Source organism: Paenibacillus sp. OV219 (assembly GCF_900110075.1).
Taxonomy (GTDB): domain Bacteria; phylum Bacillota; class Bacilli; order Paenibacillales; family Paenibacillaceae; genus Paenibacillus_Z.
In genome coordinates, this window is record NZ_FOCJ01000003.1 from 444,250 (window position 1) to 461,669 (window position 17,420).

General features: G+C 49.9%; 15 protein-coding genes and 1 pseudogene. All 16 read left to right on the forward strand.

What is annotated here, in order from left to right; translation table 11 throughout:
- The first annotated feature begins 99 nt into the window (after window positions 1-99).
- Window positions 100-1,275 carry a UDP-4-amino-4,6-dideoxy-N-acetyl-beta-L-altrosamine transaminase gene (gene pseC / locus BMY11_RS11665; protein WP_090575535.1) on the forward strand — a complete coding sequence of 392 codons (1,176 nt, stop codon included), beginning with the start codon at window positions 100-102 and terminating at the stop codon, window positions 1,273-1,275.
- Between the two features lie 182 nt (window positions 1,276-1,457).
- A complete protein-coding gene (locus BMY11_RS11670; protein ID WP_090575538.1) occupies window positions 1,458-2,225 on the forward strand; it encodes a class I SAM-dependent methyltransferase in 768 nt (255 codons plus the stop codon).
- A 38-nt stretch (window positions 2,226-2,263) separates the two neighbouring features.
- Window positions 2,264-3,127, forward strand: coding sequence for an N-acetylneuraminate synthase family protein (locus BMY11_RS11675; RefSeq protein ID WP_218150175.1), 864 nt, complete (start codon window positions 2,264-2,266; stop codon window positions 3,125-3,127).
- Window positions 3,112-4,302: an N-acylneuraminate cytidylyltransferase gene (locus BMY11_RS11680; protein ID WP_090575542.1), complete on the forward strand. Its 1,191-nt coding sequence runs from the start codon at window positions 3,112-3,114 to the stop codon at window positions 4,300-4,302. Before BMY11_RS11675 ends, BMY11_RS11680 begins: the two co-directional genes overlap by 16 nt.
- 122 nt (window positions 4,303-4,424) lie before the next feature.
- Window positions 4,425-4,618, forward strand: a pseudogene (locus tag BMY11_RS29250) (antibiotic acetyltransferase); the annotation flags it as partial.
- Between the two features lie 129 nt (window positions 4,619-4,747).
- Window positions 4,748-4,945, forward strand: a complete 198-nt coding sequence (locus BMY11_RS11690) for a cold shock domain-containing protein (RefSeq protein ID WP_090575545.1) — start codon at window positions 4,748-4,750, stop codon at window positions 4,943-4,945.
- 235 nt (window positions 4,946-5,180) lie between these two features.
- Entirely contained in the window at window positions 5,181-5,726 is a 546-nt protein-coding gene (gene hpf / locus BMY11_RS11695; protein WP_090575548.1) for a ribosome hibernation-promoting factor, HPF/YfiA family, read from the forward strand.
- Between the two features lie 173 nt (window positions 5,727-5,899).
- Window positions 5,900-8,407 carry a preprotein translocase subunit SecA gene (secA, locus tag BMY11_RS11700; protein ID WP_090575551.1) on the forward strand — a complete coding sequence of 836 codons (2,508 nt, stop codon included), beginning with the start codon at window positions 5,900-5,902 and terminating at the stop codon, window positions 8,405-8,407.
- A gap of 55 nt (window positions 8,408-8,462) precedes the next feature.
- Window positions 8,463-9,576 (forward strand): peptide chain release factor 2 gene (prfB, locus tag BMY11_RS11705; RefSeq protein WP_143069249.1). Its coding sequence is split into 2 segments (ribosomal slippage): window positions 8,463-8,534 and window positions 8,536-9,576, totalling 1,113 coding nucleotides; the frame shifts between segments, so codons are not numbered across the junction.
- Between the two features lie 115 nt (window positions 9,577-9,691).
- Entirely contained in the window at window positions 9,692-10,597 is a 906-nt protein-coding gene (locus tag BMY11_RS11710) for a YitT family protein (RefSeq protein ID WP_090575557.1), read from the forward strand.
- Window positions 10,598-10,738: 141 nt separating this feature from the next.
- The gene (gene argC, locus BMY11_RS11715; RefSeq protein ID WP_090575560.1) at window positions 10,739-11,788 is read left to right on the forward strand and encodes an N-acetyl-gamma-glutamyl-phosphate reductase; all 1,050 of its coding nucleotides are present in this window, start codon (window positions 10,739-10,741) and stop codon (window positions 11,786-11,788) included.
- Window positions 11,789-11,814: 26 nt separating this feature from the next.
- Window positions 11,815-13,056 (forward strand): bifunctional ornithine acetyltransferase/N-acetylglutamate synthase, encoded by a 1,242-nt coding sequence (gene argJ / locus BMY11_RS11720; RefSeq protein WP_090575563.1) that lies wholly within the window; start codon window positions 11,815-11,817, stop codon window positions 13,054-13,056.
- Between the two features lie 58 nt (window positions 13,057-13,114).
- The gene (gene argB / locus BMY11_RS11725) at window positions 13,115-13,894 is read left to right on the forward strand and encodes an acetylglutamate kinase (RefSeq protein ID WP_090575566.1); all 780 of its coding nucleotides are present in this window, start codon (window positions 13,115-13,117) and stop codon (window positions 13,892-13,894) included.
- 28 nt (window positions 13,895-13,922) lie between these two features.
- Window positions 13,923-15,131 (forward strand): acetylornithine transaminase, encoded by a 1,209-nt coding sequence (locus tag BMY11_RS11730; protein WP_256217412.1) that lies wholly within the window; start codon window positions 13,923-13,925, stop codon window positions 15,129-15,131.
- 30 nt (window positions 15,132-15,161) lie between these two features.
- A complete protein-coding gene (argF, locus tag BMY11_RS11735) occupies window positions 15,162-16,118 on the forward strand; it encodes an ornithine carbamoyltransferase (RefSeq protein WP_090575569.1) in 957 nt (318 codons plus the stop codon).
- 46 nt (window positions 16,119-16,164) lie between these two features.
- A complete protein-coding gene (locus BMY11_RS11740; RefSeq protein ID WP_090575571.1) occupies window positions 16,165-17,403 on the forward strand; it encodes an argininosuccinate synthase in 1,239 nt (412 codons plus the stop codon).
- Window positions 17,404-17,420: the final 17 nt, after the last annotated feature.

Below are 17,420 nucleotides of genomic sequence, written 5' to 3' on the forward strand. Positions count from 1 at the left end.
TTAATGAAGTGGCTGCGCCTGCTATACAATGCTTAAGAGAATTCGACCTAATAGTCGTTGAAGTGGCCTGCAGGTAATGGATGAAAGGTGGATCTTACAATGAGTGATAGCTTACCAACCCGGGAAACATTATTGCCGTATGGAAAACAGTGGCTGGAAGATGACGATATAGAAGCAGTCATAAATGTGCTAAAGAGTGATTTCATTACACAAGGTCCACAGATCGAGCGATTCGAGCGCAAGGTTGCCGAGTATGTAGGAGTCAAATATGCGGTTGCATTCTGTAACGGCACAGCTGCACTTCACGGAGCGTGCTTTGCTGCCGATATTAAACCTATGGATGAAGTCATTACAACACCAGTTACCTTCTTAGCTAGCAGCAACTGTGTGTTATATATGGGAGGGAAGCCGGTATTTGCTGATATTGACTCGCAGACCTACAATCTAGATCCGGCTCAAATTGAAGCAAAACTGACAGATCGGACAAAAGCCATTATTGCGGTTGACTTCACGGGGCAGCCAGCTGAGATGGATCGTATCGAAATGATAGCAAGAGACCACGGCTTAACCATCATTCATGATGCTGCCCATTCGCTCGGAGCCTCCTATCAGGGGCGTAAAGTCGGCACCTTCGGCGATATGACCATGTTTAGCTTTCATCCGGTTAAGCATATTACGACCGGCGAAGGCGGCATGATTGTAACCGATAATGAGAAATTGTATAAACTTCTTCTCTTGTTCCGTAATCATGGCATGACGCGTGATGCTGCTCTGCTAGAGAAGAATGATGGACCATGGTATTACGAAATGCAAGAGCTGGGGTTTAATTACCGGATGACAGATATCCAGGCGGCTCTAGGTGTATCGCAGATGGACAAGCTTGATCTATTCGTTGCAAGAAGAAGAGAAATTGCTGAGCACTATAATATGGCTTTTGGTGACATGGAAGGACTAATCATTCCGAAGCAGCACGAGGATGCAAACTCGAGCTGGCATCTCTACGTGCTTCGCTTTCACTTAAACCAATTTAAAGTGGGTCGCAAAGAGCTCTTCGAAGCGCTCCGAGCAGCGAATATCGGGGTTAACGTCCACTATATACCCGTCTATAAACAGCCGTATTATCAGAAGCATGGTTATTCTGAAACGTATTGCTCCAATGCCGAAAGCTACTATAATACGACGATTTCATTACCTCTTTTTCCGAAGATGACAAGAGAAGATGTAGAGAGCGTTATAGCAGCGGTGTTGAACGTGTATGAGAAGTATAAAGCTTAATTGCCAGCATCGCGATTCATTGCCAAATACTTCCCGTTAATGACCGCATGGTCTAGTGATATACTCGGTTCATAAGCCCTTAAGGAGGAGCGATTTCACTGAATACAGCATGTTACTTATGCCATAAGGAACAGATTGTTCAACGACATGACAGAGTTCGTGACAATGCGGATATTAACGTAATGGAATGTCAAAGCTGCGGACTCGTTTTCTTATCTTCCTTTAATCATATTAACGATCAATTCTATGAAGATTCTTCTATGCTAGGGGGATCCGTTGATTTAAGGAAATATAGAATTAATTCATCCAATGATGATTTAAGAAGATATCAAGCGCTTAAAGAATCGATCTTGAATAAGCGAGTGCTAGACTTCGGCTGCGGTGGGGGAGGATTCCTGAAACTTGCGCAGGAGATTAGCCAGTCTGTGGGCGGGGTCGAGTTGGATAGCACCATTCGGCAGGCATTGAATGAAGTGGATCAAATTCAAACGTTTAGATCAGTGGAAGAAATAACGGGTGAATACGATTTGATCACACTGTTTCATGTTTTGGAGCATCTGCCTGATCCAGTGGCAATGCTTAAACGATTGAAAGAGTCTCTTTCAGCCAATGGGAAGCTGATTATCGAAGTGCCAAGTGCGAACGATGCTTTACTTACGCTATTTGATTCGAAGCCGTTCGCCGATTTCACATACTGGAGCTGCCATTTATTCTTATTTACACCTGAAACATTGAGTAAAGTGGCTGAGCTTGCTGGGTATAAAGTTCATTATATTAAACAAGTACAGCGGTATCCATTGTCCAACCATCTGCACTGGCTGTCGAGGAATAAGCCAGGTGGACATCAGGTTTGGGATTTTATGAATGCCCCTGAGTTACATAGCGCTTATGAGAAGCAACTAGCAAGCGCGGGTATGTGCGATACGCTATTTGCATGTATAACACGATAAATCACCTTGCTATTACACTATCTTAAAGGAGAATTTTTATGCGACCTAGAGTAATTGCAGAGATCGGATGTAATCATAAAGGTGATATGGAGATCGCGAAGGAATTAATTATGACCGCTGCTGTCTTCTGTAAAGTGGATGCGGTTAAGTTTCAAAAGAGAAACAATAAAGAGCTGCTAACAGCAGAACAATACCATGCTCCACATCCTAATCCACATCAATCGTATGGTTCTACTTACGGGCAACACCGTGAATTTTTGGAGTTTGATGTCGATCAGCATAAGCAATTAAAGGCTTGGTGCGAGCAGTACGATCTTGCGTATAGTACCTCTGTATGGGATTTAACTTCAGCGCAAGAAATTGCTGCATTGAAGCCACAATTCATTAAAATCCCATCCGCATTGAACTTACATTTCGATATGCTAGGTTTTCTATGCAGCGAGTATGAGGGTGAGATTCACCTCTCCCTAGGGATGACGACAAAGCAGGAAGAGAGAGATATCCTAGACTTCTTCGTTAAGAATAAACGGGCGAAGGACGTTGTGCTCTACAGCTGTACTTCCGGTTATCCTGTCCCATTTGAAGATATTTGTTTAAGAGAGATTTCTAGACTCCGTGAGTCCTATGGAAGCATTGTGAAAGAAATTGGATTCTCTGGTCATCACAATGGAATTTCAGTAGATATTGCTGCGTATACGCTTGGTGCGACAACCATTGAGAGACATTATACATTGAATAGAACCTGGAAAGGTACGGATCACGCAGCTAGCTTGGAGCCAGATGGCTTGCGGAGATTAGCAAGAGACTTACGTGCGGTTCAAAAATCGCTTACTTATAAAGAACAAGATCTACTTGAGATCGAAATCGAACAAAGGGACAAATTAAAATGGAGAAACCACTAGGCACGGTAGCCTTTATTCCTGTAAGAGGCGGTAGTAAAAGTATTCCGCTTAAGAATATTAAGCCGTTTTGTGGAAAGCCGCTAGTCTATTGGACCGTGGCGGCTGCCGCTGAATGCGAAGAGATTGACTGTGTGTACGTCGCAACTGATGATAACCAGATTCGAGAAGCCGTTGAAAGCTTCGGTTTATCGAAGGTTGTTGTAATTGGTCGGAGTGCTGAAAGCGCCCATGATACGGCATCGACGGAGATAGCTTTGCTAGAGTTTGCGGAGAATACGAACGCAGATCGCATTATCCTTGTGCAAGCGACATCTCCGTTGCTGGAATCGAAAGATTTGCAAGGTGCACTGCATAAACTCGCTCAGTCGCAAGCAGATAGTCTGGTTTCTGTCGTCCGACAGAAGCGGTTTATATGGTCAGAGGAATCGGGGCATGCAGCGCCAATTAACTATGATCCGAATCAGCGGCCTCGCAGGCAGGATTGGGATGGTTACTTCGTGGAGAATGGCGCATTTTATATTACCGGTCGGGAAAATCTGCTTGCTTCTCAGTGCAGAATTTCAGGGGATATCACGGTATACGAGATGCCTGAAGTATCCTATTTTGAGCTGGATGAACCATCGGACTGGATCATTTGCGAACAATTGAAAGCGAAGCAGCTTTCTGCAGGGGTTTCGAAGCAACTAAAGAGCACCGAGGATATTAAACTGCTCGTCTCTGATGTTGATGGTGTACTAACCGATGCGGGAATGTATTATTCGACGGATGGCCAGGAATTAAAGAAGTTTAATACGCGAGACGGTAAAGGCATCGAGCTCTTGAAACTATCTGGTATAAAGGTGATGCTTCTTACCGCAGAAGACATTGAGGTTGTGCGGGCAAGAGGGTTGAAGCTGAAGGTTGATTATTTATATATGGGAATCAAAGACAAAAAGGCGTTCTTGAACCAATTTTTCCGCGATAACCCCGAGTTTTCGTTCCAATCCACGGCATATATCGGTGATGATGTGAACGATCTGGAGTGCTTACTGGAATCGGCAATATCGGCATCCCCTAAAGATGCTCATCCGGATGTGCGCGCTAGGGTGTCTTATGTGTGTGAGCTTGGTGGAGGTCAAGGCTGTGTGAGAGAGCTGTGCGACCTTCTCCTTAAAACAAAACAAGTATCGGTATAATTCAAAATAAGCCTGTTATTTTGCTGGAATTAGCAAATAACGGGCTTATTTTAATTAGTAACGGGTCAGCGTTCCGAGAGAATGTTAGCATTTATTCTGGGTTAGTAAGGAATTGGGAGATTGGAGCTAATGCGATCATCCTACCATCCGTAAAAATAGGCAATGGAGCTATTATTGGAGCGGGGCTGTCGTAACTAAAGATGTTCCTGAATATGCGGTCGTAGTTGGCGTGCCTGCAAGATGGTCAGAAGAGAAGATTGCAGAACATATGGAGGAGATAAAAGATTCAGCTTTGTTCTTTAGAAGGTTTAAATAATCAATTTTTACGCAAAATGTATTCGCTTACAAAATAGTATTGACAATATTGTGAAGTCGATGGTATATTCGATTTGTGGGCCACGTCTAGTGATCCTACAGCTATTTGAAGATGAAGGGAATGTTCTGAATGCAAGGTAAAGTTAAATGGTTCAACGCTGAGAAGGGTTATGGTTTCATCGAGACTGAGCAAGGCGGCGACGTATTTGTTCACTTCTCCGCAATCCAATCCGAAGGCTTTAAAACACTTGAAGAAGGCCAATCCGTTGAGTTCGATATCGTCGAAGGCGCACGTGGTCCTCAAGCAGCAAACGTAACTAAACTGTAATCATCCCGCTGTTAAGCGGCCACATTATAATTGGTTTTCGCTTAACGTAACGTGAACAGCAACAGCCCCGGGCAACCGGGGCTTTTTGTTGTTTCCAGCCAAACCGGAACTCTCATTTTATCTAGCATTCTCCGATTCTACCAAAATAATTAAATATTCAAAATAAACTGAAAATATCTTTGAGATTGGGTTAATAGAGTGTTATAATAAGACCATGTAAAAGGAGGAATGCCACATGAGATACAACATTCGAGGTCAACACATCTTGGTGACTGACGCCTTGCGCGATTACGTTGAGAAGAAACTTAACCGTCTGGAAAAGTATTTTGAAGAGCCGATTACCTCCGAAACAAATGTTACCATGTCTGTAACGAAAGGCAAGCATGTAATAGAAGTGATGATCCCGCTATCGAGCGTAATACTTAGAGCTGAGGAGAAGAGCGAGGATATGTACGCTTCGATTGATTTGGTTGTGGACAAACTCGAGCGGCAAATTCGGAAACATAAAACGAAATTAAACAATAAATTCCGTAGGGAAAGCGGTATACGCACGTTGTTTAAGGACGACGGCGCAGCAGTTCGCGTACTTGATGAGGAAGAGGAATACGAGCTTGTCAGGACGAAGCGCTTCTTATTGAAGCCGATGGATGTTGAGGAAGCCATTCTTCAGATGAATATGGTCGGCCATTCATTCTTCATGTTCGCCAATTCCGAAACGAAGGAAGTGAATGTCGTCTATAAACGTAGTGACGGCAAATACGGATTGATTGCAGCGGATTAGGACAAGTCACAGACCCTGGGTAACTGGGGTCTTTTCTTTATATTCGGCAAGCTCGTGTGCAATTTGGCAAATTTGACTAACCCATCTTATCCCTAAGGGGGCCAACATTGCGAGAACTGCCGCAAACTGATACAATTTATGCAAACAGGCGTTACACACGAAAGGGGAAGACCATGCTCGGACTTGTTAAAAAATTATTCGGAGACGCCAACGAACGAGAGATTAAGCGTCTTTTGCGAACTGTTGAGGAAATAAATGGGCTGGAGCCGCAAATCTCACAACTATCGGACGAAGGGCTTCGAGATAAGACAGCTGAATTTAAAGCTCGTCTTGAACAAGGAGACGATATTGACTCCCTGCTTCCTGAAGCGTTCGCTGTTTGTAGAGAGGCATCCAAGCGGGTACTGGACAAGCGTCATTATGACGTTCAACTGGTCGGCGGTATGGTGCTGCATGAAGGTCAAATCGCTGAAATGAAAACGGGTGAAGGTAAAACGTTAGTTGCGACCCTTGCGACTTATTTGAACGCACTTCAAGGTAAAGGCGTTCACGTTGTTACTGTCAATGACTATCTGGCGACTCGTGACAGCGAGCAAATGGGCCAGCTATATAGGTTTCTCGGCTTGACTGTAGGTTGTAACCTGCACGGCCTTACGCATGAACAGAAGCAAGAGGCTTATGCGTGCGATATCACTTATGGAACGAACAATGAGTTCGGTTTCGATTATCTGCGTGACAACATGGTGCTGTATAAGGAACAGATGGTACAGCGTCCGCTTTATTATGCCATTATTGATGAAGTTGACTCCATTCTCGTCGATGAGGCGCGTACACCGCTAATTATTTCCGGTCAAGCTGCGAAATCGACGGAGCTGTATTTTGCTGCGGATCGTTTCGTTCAACGGATGAAAGAAGAAGAGGATTTCACCGTTGATATTAAAGTTCGCACAGTGACAATGACAGAAGCTGGCGTGGAGAAAGTGGAGAAAGCATTCAGCATCGAGAACTTGTTCGATCACGTGAATGTAACGCTCAACCACCATATTCAACAAGCGCTTAAAGCGCATATTATTATGAAGCGCGATGTTGACTACGTTGTGCAGGACGAAGAAGTAGTTATCGTTGACGAGTTCACAGGCCGTCTGATGGCTGGACGCCGCTACAGCGATGGACTTCACCAAGCGATTGAAGCGAAAGAGCAAATCAAGGTGCAAAACGAGAGTATGACGCTCGCGACGATCACCTTCCAGAACTACTTCCGGATGTACCGCAAGCTGTCTGGTATGACAGGTACAGCGAAGACAGAGGAAGAAGAGTTCAAGAAGATCTACGGTCTGGAAGTTATTACAGTGCCGACGAACAAGAAGAACGTTCGTGATGATATCGCGGATGTTGTCTATAAAACGGAGAACGGTAAGTTCAAAGCGGTTGTTGAGGAAATCGTCAAGCGCCATAAGAACAATCAACCGGTGCTTGTCGGTACGGTTTCCATCGAGAACTCCGAGAAGCTCTCTGAGCTGTTGAAGAAGAAAGGCATCCAGCACAAGGTCCTCAACGCGAAGTACCACGCAGAGGAAGCGGAAATCATCTCGCGTGCCGGTCAATCAACCGCAGTTACGATTGCGACGAACATGGCTGGCCGTGGTACCGATATTTTGCTCGGGGAATCGGTTAGTGGACTGGGCGGCTTGCACATTATCGGTACGGAGCGTCATGAGAGCCGCCGGATCGATAACCAGCTGCGTGGTCGTGCGGGACGTCAAGGCGACCCGGGTTCATCGCAGTTCTATCTATCTCTTGAAGACGAACTGATGCGCCGTTTCGGATCTGAGAACATTATGGGCATGATGGAGCGTTTGGGCTTTGAGGAAGACCAACCGATTGAGAGCCGTCTCATCTCCCGTGCCATTGAATCCGCTCAGAAGCGGGTTGAGGGCAACAACTTCGACCAGCGGAAGATCGTCCTTCAATATGATGACGTTATGAACCAGCAGCGTGAAATTATCTACAAGCAGCGCCGCGAAGTATTGTTCTCTGAGAACATTCGCGAGATCGTACTTGAGATGATTAAGCCGGTCATTGCGAAGATCGTTGAAGCACACTGTCCGACTGATGATGTTCCGGAGAACTGGGAGCTTCAAGAAATCGTCGACTACGCGGAAGGCAACTTCATACATGAAGATATGATCACGAAGGATGATCTGTGGGGCAAGGAGCCAAACGAGATCATCGAGTTCTTGTTCGAGAAGGTCGTCGCTCTGTACGATCAGCGTGAAGAAGATATCGGTGCAGAGACGATGCGTGAATTCGAGAAGGTTGTCGTGCTGCGTGCCGTAGATAGCAAGTGGATGGATCATATTGATGCGATGGATCAGCTTCGCCAAGGTATTCACCTACGTGCATACGGTGGTACGGATCCGCTTCGTGAATATCAATTTGAAGGCTTCGAAATGTTCAAGGAAATGATTGAGCATATTCAAGAAGAAATCACTAAATATATTATGAAGGCGCATGTCGAGAACAATCTGGAGCGTCAAGAGGTTGCCAAAGGCCAAACCGAATCCGGTGGCAGCAGTGAAATGGCACAGAAGCGTCCAATTGTTAAAGAAGAGCGCGTTCGCCGGAACGATCCATGCCCTTGCGGCAGCGGTAAGAAATATAAGCAGTGCCACGGACAATAGGACCGCTATCTGCATAAGGTAGGGCAACGAACTTATTTTGAGGTGGGCGACAGTCATGATAGATATAGAGGTCAAACAAGACCTGCGTGAATTGGCGAAGCGTCTCCAAGAACTCAGGGGGTCTCTTTGACTTAGATATTAAGCAAGAGATGATCGCGAACTTCGAGGAGCGCATGAGCGCGCCGGACTTCTGGGATAACAACGAGCGGGCGCAAAGCACCATTGCAGAGCTGAACGCCGTGAAATCCGTCGTCGATCGGTATACACGGATGCAAAGCGAGCAAGAGGATTTGCAAACGATGCTGGAATTGGCGGAAGATGAGGACGACGAGGAGCTGGCTGCGGAGCTGAAGAAGAGCGTATCCGAGCTTATGGGCAAGGTGAGCGAGTTCGAGCTGCAGCTGCTGCTGAGCGAGCCATATGACAAGCTCAACGCCATTCTGGAGCTTCATCCGGGCGCTGGCGGCACCGAGTCGCAAGACTGGGGCCAAATGCTGTACCGGATGTACACCCGCTGGGCAGAGAAGCACGGCTTCAAGGTCGAGCTGCTCGACTACTTGGCAGGCGATGAGGCGGGCATTAAGAGCGTATCCTTGTCGATTAAAGGCCATAATGCATACGGCTATTTGAAAGCGGAGAAAGGCGTGCACCGTTTGGTGCGCATCTCGCCCTTCGACGCTTCTGGCCGTCGCCATACGTCCTTCGTATCATGCGACATTATGCCGGAGATCGACGACGACATCGAGATTGACATTCGTTCCGAGGATTTGAAGGTGGACACGTACCGGGCCAGCGGCGCGGGCGGTCAGCATATCAATAAGACGGAATCAGCGATTCGAATCACGCATGTCCCATCGGGAATCGTGGTATCGTGCCAAACGCAGCGTTCTCAGATTCAGAACCGCGCGCGCGCGATGCAGATGCTCCGTTCCAAGCTCTACGAGCGCAAGATCGAAGAGCAGCAGAAACATCTGGCAGAGATCCGCGGCGAACAATCGGACATTGCATGGGGCAGCCAGATCCGCTCCTACGTCTTCCATCCGTACAGCATGGTCAAGGACCATCGCACATCGGTGGAAACAGGCAATGTCGGAGCAGTAATGGACGGCGATATTGATATGTTTATCGACGGCTATCTGCGCAGTAAAATTCGCCATGAAGAACAATGAAGTTAAGGATGCTTGCATAGCCTAGGGGAAGAGTTCCTACACTGAATGTGTTGGAACTCTTTTTTGCGATCATTATAAAGGAAATGACATACATACACAGAGGACGGGGCACACAATGAAAAAACAACAAGATCAGCATTCATTTGCGAAGCATAAGCAAAATAGCCGCACGAGAAAGCCGATGGGGGCGAAGGCAGAGAACGTAATTAGTGTAGCGCTGCTGCTCATCGGTTCATTTCTTATTGCGATCAGCTTCAACTTATTTCTAGTACCGCTTGGCATCGCGTCCGGCGGCGTATCCGGCATCTCCATTCTCGTTCAGCACGAATGGGACATCACACCGGCATATACACAATGGGCGCTGAATATTCCGCTATTCCTGCTGGGCCTCTGGCTCCTCGGGAAGAAGTTTGCGCTGAAGACAGCGCTCGGCTCGTTCCTATTGCCGCTGCTTGTCCTGTTCACTTCGCACTGGCATGCGCCAACCGATAATGCCATGCTCGCTTCCATCTACGGCGGTATCGGCGTAGGCGCTGGACTTGGTCTCGTATTCCGCGGCAAGGCGTCGACAGGTGGCCTTGATCTGGCGGCGCAGCTGCTGCATCGGTTCACGGGCATACGGCTCGGCTTGGCTGTAGCATGCTTCGACGGGGCAGTTATCGCGGCGGCGGGTATCCTAATTGCACCGGAGAATGCTCTGTATGCACTTGTCGGCTTGTTCGTGACGAGCAAGACGATTGATTTTGTCCAGACAGGACTTGCAACTTCGAGGGTGGCGTTCATTATTTCGGACAAGCCTATGGAAATTACGAACGTCGTGTTGCATGATCTGGACCGGGGCCTCACGAAGCTCGACGGCCACGGCGGGTATACCGGAGAAGCGCGGAGCGTCCTTATGGTAGTCGTGGGACAGAACGAAGTATCGAAGCTGAAGAGCCTCGTGCGGTCGGCGGATCCGTATGCTTTTGTCATTATTAGCGAGACGGCAGAGGTGCTGGGTGAAGGGTTCAAATTGCCTTAAAAACGTTCGAAATATCCACAAATTTTGCGTTGTATTTATATGAATACGTATGTATAATAATACAAAGTGTTATCTATTTCCTCTATCCTCCTGTTCGTGTAAAATGGATAGTTAGGAAATAAAGGATGGGAGAGAACAGGTATGAGTACAGCAGTAAAGGCAGCAATTATCGGGTCAACCGGATACGGCGGCGTTGAGCTCATAAGGCTACTAGCCAGCCATCCGAAGGTGGAAGTGACCTCGGTTATTTCATCTTCTAGCGCGGGAGCGCCGATCGCGGAAGGGTTTCCGCATCTAACAGAAATTCGCACAGATCTACTTGATGATGTCGACCCGGCTTTGATCAAGAGCAAAGCGGATGTCGTATTTATAGCTACACCAGCAGGCATTGCAACAAAGCTAACGCCTTCCCTGCTTGCAGCAGGCCTGAAGGTTATTGATATTTCCGGTGATCACCGGCTGAAATCTCGTGAGGAGTACGAGACTTGGTACAAGAAAGAGGCTGCGGAGCAGCAATACTTGGATCAAGCGGTGTATGGCCTTGCGGAAGTGTACGGCGATGCCGTGCGCGGCGTGGACTTGATATCCAATCCTGGCTGTTTCCCGACAGCGACGCTGCTTGGTCTGATCCCGGCGGTGAAGGAAGGATACATTGATCCGGCGACGATTATTATCGATTCGAAATCCGGCGTATCTGGCGCAGGCCGCGGCGCGAGTCTTGGCACGCATTACTCCGAGCTGAATGAAAACTTAAAAGCTTACAAAATCAATAAGCATCAGCATATTCCAGAAATCGAGCAGGTGCTGACGGACGTGGCCGGCAAGAAGGTTGTCACGACGTTCACGACACATCTCGTACCGATGACCCGCGGCATTATGAGCACGATGTATGCAACCGTTACGGGCGATCATAAGCTCGAAGATTTCATTTCGCTATACCGCAATTATTATGAGGGTCGTCCGTTCGTCCGTATTCGTAGCAATGGCAAATGGCCGGCGACGAAGGAAGTTTACGGCTCTAACTACTGCGATATCGGCTTTGCTGTCGATGAGCGCACAGGCCGGATCACGATTATCTCGGTTATTGATAACCTCGTGAAGGGCGCTGCTGGGCAAGCAATCCAGAACTTGAATCTAATGATGGGCTGGGACGAGACGGAAGGCTTGAAGTTCGTGCCGGTATATCCATAAAAGAAAAAAGGAGACGCGATTGAACGATGGGACAGGGGAACATTGCAGCAACTTATACAGTCGTACCGGATGGCTCCGTCACGACACCACAAGGCTTTAAAGCAGCGGGCTTGCACTGCGGCTTGAAGAAGACGACGCGCCATGATCTTGGCGCTATCGTGTGTGAAGTGCCCGCAGCAGCAGCAGGCGTATACACGACGAATGTATTCCAAGCGGCGCCGATCCATGTGACGCGAGAGAGCATCAGCGCGAGCGGCAAGCTGCGCGCAGTGATCGTGAACAGCGGCAACGCGAATGCTTGCACGGGCAAGCAGGGCGAAGCCGACGCGTATGAAATGCGCAGCGCGTTCGCGGAAGCGATCGGTGTGCCGGCGGAGCAGGTTGCAGTCGCGTCGACAGGCGTAATCGGCGAGCTGCTGAAGATGGACCGCGTGCGCGGCGGCATTGCAGAATTGCCGGCGCGGCTCGGTTCCTCGTATGAGGCGGCGGATGACTTCTGCCAATCGATTCTGACGACGGACCTCGTGAAGAAAGAAGTATGCGTCTCCGTGGTAATCGACGGCAAGACGGTACATATCGCCGGCGCTTCCAAAGGAAGCGGCATGATTCATCCGAATATGGCGACGATGCTCGGCTTCGTAACGACAGATGCGGCGATCGGCAGCGAAGCGCTGCACACGCTTCTCCGTCAAGTGACGGACCTCACGTTCAACATGATTACCGTTGACGGCGATACAAGCACGAACGACATGCTCGTTGCGATGGCGAGCGGTTACGCAGGTAATGAGGAATTGCATGCAGCTCATCCGGATTACGCGGCATTCACTGAGGGCCTTCGTTACGTATGCGAAGTGTTGGCGAAAGCCATTGCACGTGACGGCGAAGGCGCGACGAAGCTTGTGGAAGTACAAGTGCGAGGAGCAGAGTCTGACGCATCCGCGCAAGCGATTGCGAAGACGGTTATCGGCTCTTCGCTCGTGAAGTCCGCCGTATTCGGCGCAGACGCGAACTGGGGCCGTATCATTGCGGCGGTCGGACGCGCAGGCGTGGCCGTCAACCCGAAAACGGTCGACATCGCTCTCGGCGACATCGTGACGCTGACACAGTCGCGTCCGGTTGCTTTTGACGAAGAGGCTGCACTGGCGTATTTGAAAGGCGACACGGTCGTCATTTATGTGGATTTGCATATGGCCGATGGCTCCGCTACGGCGTGGGGCTGCGACCTGACGTATGACTATGTCCGCATCAACGCGGCATACCGCACTTAAGCTTAAGAGACAGCGGCAGACTAACGCCGCTTTCGGATAGAAGGAGAACGGGCGAACGATGGAACAGCGGTTTGTAATGAAATGCGGAGGCAGCACCTTAGCGGCGCTGCCGGCTTCTTTCTTCGAGGATTTGCGTCATCTGCAGGAGCGCGGCGTGAAGGCGGTTATCGTCCATGGCGGCGGTCCGGCTATCTCCGAGACACTCGGCAAGCTCGGTATTGCCAGCGAGTTCGTGAATGGACTGCGTAAGACGAGCGAGGAAGTGCTTGATGTAGTCGAGATGGTGCTCGCAGGGCGAATCAATAAGGAGATCGTTAGACGCATCCAGCAAAGCGGCGCGAAGTCGCTTGGATTGTCCGGTGTGGACGGTGAGCTCATTAAGGCACAACCTGTGGCGAACGCAGATGAGATCGGCTTCGTCGGTGATGTAACCGATGTGAACGCTGAGATCATCGAGGGTGTCATGGGTATGGGCTACATCCCGGTCATCGCACCGATCGGTATTGACGCGGCGGGCCAGCGGTACAACATTAACGCGGATACGGCAGCAGGCGCTGTCGCATCTCACCTTGGTGTGGAGCGGATGATTGTCGTCACCGACGTGCCGGGCATTATGAACGGCCAGAAGCAGGTGCTGCCGACGGTCACTGTAGAAGAGATCGAAGCAATGATTGCTAGCGGTGAAATCTACGGCGGCATGATTCCGAAGGTGCGCGCAGCGATTGCCTGCATCCACGGCCAGGTGAAGGAAGTTGTTATCGTGAATGGCGATGTGCCTGGCGTACTGAGCAAAGCGGTTCTCGAAGGCGGCATCGGCACACGTATTGTGCAAGCTTAATACCATTACTATTTAGCGGGGTGAACGAATGATGAGCGATATGAACAAAGTGGCAGAAACAGCAAGCAGCTCTCTTTTTCCAACGTATGCAAGATACCCGATTGCGCTCGTGAAGGGCGAAGGCAGTTGGTTGTGGGATGACCAAGGAAATAAATATTTGGACTTTATGTGCGGCCTTGCCGTCACGAACCTTGGCCACGCGCCGAAGCAAGTGAAGGAAGCGCTCGTGAAGCAGCTTGATGAGCTGTGGCATGTATCCAATCTGTTCCACATTCCGAATCAGGAGGCGGCGGCGAAGCTGCTGACCAATAACAGCCATGCAGACGCGGTGTTCTTCTGCAGCACTGGCGCGGAGGCGAATGAAGCGGCAATTAAGCTGGCCCGCCGTTACCATCAGAAAGTGAAGGGGAACGGTCGCAACGAGATCATTACGTTCGCCCAATCGTTCCATGGACGCACGCTCGCAACGCTGACTGCAACAGGCCAAGAGAAGGTAAAAGAAGGCTTCGGCCCACTGCCGGAAGGCTTCCGCTACATTCCTCTGCATGACTACGAGGCACTCGAAGCGGCGATTACTGACAAGACGGCGGCGATCATGATCGAGATGATTCAAGCCGAAGGCGGTGTTATCCCAGTAGAGCCTGCATTCGTGCAGCATTTGGCGAAGGTGTGCAAGGAGCGCGGCGTGCTTCTCATTGTTGATGAAATTCAAACAGGGATGGGCCGTACGGGCAAACTGTTTGGTTTTGAACACTACGGCATTGAGCCGGATATCTTTACGCTGGCAAAAGGACTCGGAAGCGGCTTCCCGGTTGGCGCAATGCTTGCGAAAGGCGAGCTGGCCGAAGCGTTCAATGCAGGCAGCCATGGCTCGACGTTTGGCGGAACCCCAATTGCTACAGCTGTCGTGAAAGCGACGATTGAAACGCTGCTCAAAGAGAAAGCAGTAGAACGCGCTGCTGAGACGGGCGAATATCTCATGAGCCAGCTGCGTGAGAAGCTTGCCGGCAACCCATTCGTGCAAGAGATTCGCGGCAAAGGACTTATGATCGGTATCGTATGCAGCGGCCCGGTTGCGAACATTATTGCGGAAGGCCAGAAGCGCGGCTTGCTCGTTGTAACGGCTGGCCCGAATGTGGTGCGACTGCTGCCTAGCTTGCTCGTGTCGCGTGATGAAGTGGACCTTGCGGTGAGCATTCTGGCTTCGATTTTTGCGGATCAAACGGCTCCGGTTTAGATAGCTGTAGAAGAAAGGGAGAACAAACTTATGACGAATCTGTTAACGGAAGAAATGGCGGTTAGCCTAAAAGGCCGCGACTTTATTGGGCTCGCGGACTATTCGCCTGCTGAGGTACGCTACCTGATCGATCTGGCGATTGATCTGAAGCGTAAGCAGAAAGCCGGTGAAGTGTATCACCCGCTGAAGGGCAAGACGCTCGGTATGATTTTCGAGAAATCATCGACGCGTACTCGTGTTTCGTTCGAGGTCGGTATGTACCAGCTCGGCGGACATGCGCTATTCCTGAGTCGCAACGATCTGCAAATCGGCCGCGGCGAGCCGATCTCCGACACGGCGCAGGTCATGTCGCGCTATGTAGACGGTATTATGATCCGTACGTTTGCACACCGCACAGTCATTGAACTTGCGCGCGCTGCAACGATTCCGGTCATTAACGGACTTACAGATCTGTCTCACCCGTGTCAGGCGCTGTGCGACTACCAAACGGTGCTTGAGCATAAGGGCCGCCTTGAAGGGTTGAAGGTTGCGTACATCGGCGACGGCAACAACATGGTCCATTCCTTAATGATGGGCGCTGCTAAGCTTGGCATGCACATCTCGGTGGCAACTCCGGAAGGCTACGAGCCGGATGATGAGATCATTCGTTTGTCGAAGGAAAATGCAGCGGAGACGGGATCGCGCATTGTTGTTTGCCGCGATCCGAAGGAAGCAATTGCTGATGCGGATGTTGTTTACACGGACGTATGGGCGAGCATGGGCTTTGAAGCGGAGCAAAAAGAGCGTGAGCTTGCTTTTGCAAACTTCCAGGTGAATGAAGAGCTTGCGCGTTATGCGAAGAGCGACTACTTGTTCATGCATTGTCTGCCTGCGCATCGCGGTGAAGAAGTGAGCGAAGGTGTTATCGACGGCAAGCATTCGATAGTATTTGATCAGGCAGAGAACCGTCTGCACGCACAGAAAGCGATTATGGCCGCCATCATGTAATGGCGTTAAATAACTGAAATTATAAATAAGGAGCGTTAACGAACTCATGGCGAAGGAAAAAATCGTACTTGCATACTCGGGCGGTCTGGACACGTCCGTTATTTTGAAATGGCTGAAAGAAACGTATGATGCGGAGATCATCGCATTCACGGCAGATATCGGACAGAAGGATGAGCTCGACGGCCTGGAAGAGAAAGCACTGGCGACAGGCGCTTCCAAAGTATATATCGATGACCTGCGCGATGAGTTTGCACAGGACTTTATTTATCCGATGTTCCAATCCGGCGCGCTGTATGAAGGGCAGTACCTGCTCGGCACGTCGATTGCGCGTCCTCTGATTGCGAAGCGTATGGTTGACATCGCTCGTGCGGAAGGCGCTACTGCAATTGCGCATGGCGCAACTGGCAAAGGCAACGACCAAGTGCGCTTCGAGCTAACGGCTGCAGCACTTGCACCGGACATCTCGGTTATCGCGCCATGGCGACTTGAAGAATTCCGCGAGCAATTCCCGGGCCGCGCAGAAATGATCGCATATGCGGAGAAGCACGGCATTCCAGTGCAAGCATCGGCTGCGAAGCCGTACTCGATGGACCGCAACCTGCTGCATATCAGCTTTGAGAGCGGCATGCTGGAAGATCCGTGGTTCGATCCGAGCAGCGATGAGAACAAAGGTATGTTCGTCCTGTCCGTATCCCCTGAGGATGCGCCGGATCAATCCGAATATGTAGAGCTGACGTTCGAGGGCGGCAACTGTACGGCGGTTAACGGCAAGGCGCTTAGCCCGCTCGAAGTGATGGAGAAGCTGAACGAGCTTGGCGGCAAGCACGGTATCGGTCGCGTCGATATGGTCGAGAACCGTTTCGTAGGCATGAAGAGCCGTGGCGTATACGAGACGCCAGGAGGTACAATTCTGTTCACCGCGCACCGCAAAATGGAGTCGCTCACGATGGATCGCGACGTTATGCACCTGCGTGATTCGCTGATTTCCAAATACGCATCGCTCGTATACAATGGCTTCTGGTTCGCGCCTGAGCGTCTTGCGCTGCAAGCATTGGTGCTGGAAAGCCAGAAGAACGTTACAGGCGTCGTTCGTCTGAAGCTGTACAAAGGTAATGTCATCGGCGCTGGCGTGAAGAGCCCAGTCAGCCTGTACAACCCGGATATCGCGACGATGGAGGCTGATCCGTCCAAAGCGTACGATCAAGGTGATGCAACCGGCTTTATCCGCCTTAACGCATTGCGTCTGAAGGTATCCTCCGGTGTGGAGCAAAGCAAGAAGCAATAAGAGAGCGACTACAGAGC